This window comes from Tractidigestivibacter sp., assembly GCF_057241865.1.
In genome coordinates this window covers 1-4,507 of record NZ_DBHHPX010000076.1, presented here as the reverse complement: position 1 = coordinate 4,507, position 4,507 = coordinate 1, and the positions used below count along the sequence as shown (strand labels likewise).

The 4,507-nt window shown below is 58.4% G+C and carries 3 protein-coding genes and 1 pseudogene; 3 read left to right on the top strand and 1 reads right to left on the bottom strand.

Annotated elements, in window-relative coordinates:
• Nucleotides 1–1,131: 1,131 nt before the first annotated feature.
• The 3 genes from ACO59D_RS12890 (at nt 1,132) to ACO59D_RS12880 (ending at nt 4,101) form a co-directional block, all read left to right on the top strand.
• The gene (locus ACO59D_RS12890; RefSeq protein ID WP_485127329.1) at nt 1,132–2,136 is read left to right on the top strand and encodes an ABC-three component system protein; all 1,005 of its coding nucleotides are present in this window, start codon (nt 1,132–1,134) and stop codon (nt 2,134–2,136) included.
• Complete coding sequence (locus tag ACO59D_RS12885) at nt 2,123–2,362, top strand: ABC-three component system middle component 6 (protein ID WP_130812746.1); 240 nt, start codon at nt 2,123–2,125, stop codon at nt 2,360–2,362. Before ACO59D_RS12890 ends, ACO59D_RS12885 begins: the two co-directional genes overlap by 14 nt.
• A gap of 134 nt (nt 2,363–2,496) precedes the next feature.
• Nucleotides 2,497–4,101, top strand: coding sequence for a DUF2326 domain-containing protein (locus ACO59D_RS12880; RefSeq protein WP_485127328.1), 1,605 nt, complete (start codon nt 2,497–2,499; stop codon nt 4,099–4,101).
• A gap of 143 nt (nt 4,102–4,244) precedes the next feature.
• Here the strand turns inward: ACO59D_RS12880 and ACO59D_RS12875 are convergent.
• A pseudogene (locus ACO59D_RS12875) lies at nt 4,245–4,507 on the bottom strand (hypothetical protein); the annotation flags it as partial.

Sequence of the window (4,507 nt, the reverse complement as noted above, 5' to 3'; positions counted from 1 at the left end):
GCGTCCGGCGGCGGTTGTTTGGCGCGAACGGTGAAATGTAGATTGACGTTAACACCATGCGGGGCGCAGGCCGCGCAAGGGGCCCTCGGGCCCGACGTCGGCCGAGGGGGCGAGGCCGCGCATCGCGGACGGCCGCTGGTCGCCAGAGCAGGCAGACGGCAGGCTCCGCCTCGAGCGCGGCGGCTCGCGCGTCGCGAGCCTCCCCACCATCTGCCGGGACGTCGGCTCAGGCACGTCCGGTGCCCCGGATGCGGCCCCGCAAGGCCGGATGTGCCGCCATCTGCGTAGAGGGGGGCGCGGGGGCCGCGAGGGGAGGCGTGGCAAGGCCAGGGCCTCCCACGAGGCCTCGGAGAGGCTCGGCGGCGTGCGGTCCTGCTTCTGCGAGCCCCGCCACCCCCGGCAGGAGCCCACGGCGGAGAGCGCCGACGGGCCCATCGGGGGGCTCTTCCCCAAGGGCACGGGCTTCCCCAGGGTCACGGGCGGGGGGTGCGGCGGGCCTACGGCCTGGCCAACGACAGGCCGAGGAAGGTCCTGGGGTACAGGACGGCCGACGAGGTCTACCGGGAGCTGTTGCACTCAGCTTGACAAGCCGCCGAGAGATTAATAAAGATGAGGAAATCCCAGCACTTTTGAACAAGGTGATTGGGCGTGAAGCTAGCGTTTTGGAGAGGACGTTGGCATTACTTCGTAATATCTACCTGAGTATTAGCCCGTATCGGCACTGCGGTTGTCGTGCTCCGGCATTGACCGGCCGATAGTCGGTTATTGGGCTTCAGTACCGTCCATATTGCGCTTCGGCAGCGCCTGCTGAAACCGGGCGGCAGGTCGCTCCTGCGGCTGATGGCTTCTTCCTGCCATGTCCCAGCGAGACGAAGGATCTGCTGGTATTGGTGGAGTGGGCATCTGTGCAGAGGATAACCGCTGCAAGTTCCCGCCGTCCCCTGTCCACCAAAAGATTGCAGCTCACCCGGTCTCCTCCGACCCCATGAGCCATGCAATCTCCGCCAGCCTCGCGAGCAGCGGCCACACCTGCCGCATGCAGTGCCATTTCTCTCCTGACCCCCAAATGGAGCATTGCAGGTGATAATATTCTCGATACTGTAGGAAGCCATAGATAAGGGGAGGACGATGATGGAACGAGAGCTGTTGATCAAGCGTATAAAGCAGCTTCTCGTTGTGCACTGCGACTCACTTAAGGTTGATGGCTCCGGCAATCTGCAAGATTCTGCGGTGCTGTCCGAATACTTTTTTCGCGACCTGCTCAACTGCGCCTATGGCTGGCAACTCGTAGACGCCAACGATTCGGTTGCAAACACGCCTGGCTATGACCTGGTCGATGGCGGACGTAAGATTTTCGTGCAGGTGAGTAAGGACGCGTCGAGGGGGAAGATCAAGAAATCGCTAGATAAGATCGATCTCCCCAAATATGCAGGCTATTCGGTCAAGTTCATGTTCCTCGTCGCCAAGGCCCCGAAGTATCAGCCCATGAAAGACAATGATGTTCCAGAAGGTCTTGCCTTCGATATGGGCAGCGACATCATCGACGTCTCTCGGCTCGTGAAGCAGCTCCAATCCCTTCAGGTTGATGACCTCAAGCATGCTGCCGGCATTGTTGAAAAAGAGCTAGGCGTTGCTTCGGTCAATCTCGAAAAAGTACCCTCTGCTCTAGCTGCGGTGGTCAAGACCCTCCTGACAAAAGGACATCTCGAAGAACAGCCTTGGAAGGATCCGATGCCTTTCGAGATTGTCGCGAAGATTCGGGCAAACAGTCTCGGTGAGCTAGAGAGCCACATTCAGGAAGTTTCGGCGTACACGCCTTATCTGGAGACGATTTACCAAGTCTACGACGAATCTGGCACCAATGGGCGACTCGCCATGCTCAATATGCTGAACGGCGAGTATGTGAAGGCGCACCTCGCCAGCCAGAACCCTTACGAGACATTCTTCGCTCTGGAGGATGCGCTTGAAAGGCAGATTTCTGATGACGGGGATATTGCACGCATAGACGATGCCACGAGGTTGCTTTGCATCGATATCGTCCTCGTAGATGCGTTCATGCGCTGCCGGATTTACAAAGGGCCTGACATTCTCATGCAGCCTGCGAAGATGAGCGGGGCCGACCATGATCCTCGCTAGAGACTCAAGGCCGGAGGATATGCTCTACTGCATTGGCGCATGGATTCTGGACGCACTTTCGAGGTCCAGAGGAAAAGGCGGGTTCACACAGGCGGAAACGGTGTACGACGCACTCAGAGATGAATATAGGATCTCGCCTACGAGCTTCCAACTTGGCATTGACTGGCTGTTCCTCCTGGGCGCTGTCGAAAAGAACGAAGAGGGGGAAATCAGGCTATGTTCATAAAACGCCTTGCCGTGTCATCGGTGGACGGCATGCTCCGTGACATCGAATTTGGCCCTGGTCTCAATCTCATCGTCGATGACACACCGGAGTCCGCGCAATCCACCGCCACTGGCAACAATGTGGGCAAGACCACGGTGCTGAGGCTCATCGACTACTGCCTCGGTGCGGAGGCCAAGCCGATTTACGCCGATCCCGAGAACCCAAGAAACGTCTACCAGCTCGTGAAGGACTACCTTAGGGTCAAGCACGTCCTGATTCATCTCGAGCTCGTTACCGACCTGTCATCGGCGAATCCTGAAACCTTGACGGTCGAGCGCAATTTCCTGCAAGGCAAGCAGTGCATAAGGACCATCAACGGCACACAGACGCCGGCCAAGGAGTTCCTGAACCTCCTTTCGGAAGAGCTCTTCCCCTCCCTCCCCATTGGCGAGAAGCCCACCTTCCGTCAAGTCATCGGCCACAACATCCGCATCGACGACTGGGCGCTCTCGCACACTCTGGCGTTCCTGCACCAGAACACGGCAGGGGTCGAGTACGAGCCGCTTTACCTGTTCATGCTGGGCTGCACGGAAAAGGACGCGGCCGAAAAACAGCGTCTAGCCTTGAAGAAGAAGGAGGAGTTCGCCTTTGCGAAGAAGGTGAGCCCCGGCAGGGACGAAGGCTTCTATGAGACGGCGATCGACGTCCTCGACAACGAGATAGCCGCCCTTGAAGACAAACGATCGCACCTCGCCGTTGCTGAGAACTACGCAGACCTCCTCACCGAGTCCGACAGCTTGGCCATCCGTATCGCCCGCCTCCGCTCGGAGTTGAGCCGGGTGGAGATACGCATCGGGCTTATCCATGACGCAGAACGGTCAATTGAAGACGCGCGCTCGACCGTCGATGTGGAACAGCTCAGATTCCTGTATGACGAGGCTTCTGCCTTGGTGCCGTCCATCCAGAAGTCTTTCGAGCAGCTGGTCGCGTTCCATAACGGAATGCTGGAGGAGCGTGCCAAGTTCATCAAGAGGGACCTTCCAGAGCTAGGGCAGCGTCAGAAAGGCCTTCGTCAAGACCTGGATGCACTCCTTGAGCAGGACAAGAAGGTCTCGGGCGAGCTCTCCTCCAAAATCTCTTCCAAGGAGGCCGAGGATCTGCTCGTGGAGATAAACGGTAAATACCAGCAGAAGGGTGAGCTGGAAGGGCTGCTCAAGCAGCTGAGGGAGTCCCACGCCAGGCTGGAGGACATCGACGAGCGCATCGCCGAGATAGACCGGCAGGGCGAAGAGGCGGGGCAGGACGAAAAGATACGGCAGAGGCTTTCCGTCCTGAACAGAGCCTTCGGCCTCGTTTCGCAGACACTTTACGGTGAGACCTACTTTGTGAGACCGGAACACAAGACGGACAAAAGCGGGGTCCCCTACTTCTCATTGAGAGTCGACGCCACGAACATAAGCTCGGGCAAGAAGCAGGGTGAGGCGCTCTGCTTTGACATCGCCTACACGCGCTTTGCAGACGAGGAGGACATCGACTGCCTGCACTTTGTTCTGAATGACAAGAAGGAACTGGTCCATGGCAACCAGCTCAGAAAGATTGACGAGGTGGCGCGGGATAACAATGTCCAGGTGATCATCTCCATGCTGCGCGACAAGCTGCCCGATGAACTGGTTCAAAACCCCGACTTCGTCGTGCTCTCCCTCTCGCAGGAAGACAAGTTCTTCAAAATCGAGGGGCATCCTTTGGTGAAAAGTAGTTAGGCCATGAAAGAGCCTGAACCTCGCACCTCCTACAATGCCCACAAGGAGTCCTTATGTGCCTGAGCACATAATCTTTCAGCGACCGCATTGTCGTGACAGATGCCAGTTCGGCTCACGGAGAACCTCATGTCGTGCGCGGTAGCTCATGCGGCAAGCTCGGCGCCCGCGTGCTGGCTGCCACGGTCGTTGCGGAATATGGCCCCTCCGGCCACGTATCCGCGCGAATATGCCATCCTGGGGGCGAAGGCGACAAGTCCTGCCCCCATGTTGTCCCGCATGCTCCAGCCGGCCACCATGCGCGTGGGTAGTGTCGGTGTGAACTGGCTGGGTTCGTTCGACACGGATTTGCTCTTGCTACCGAAAGCCCCTGCCTGATGGTGTCCCCATCCTAGCCTTCCCGCATCCC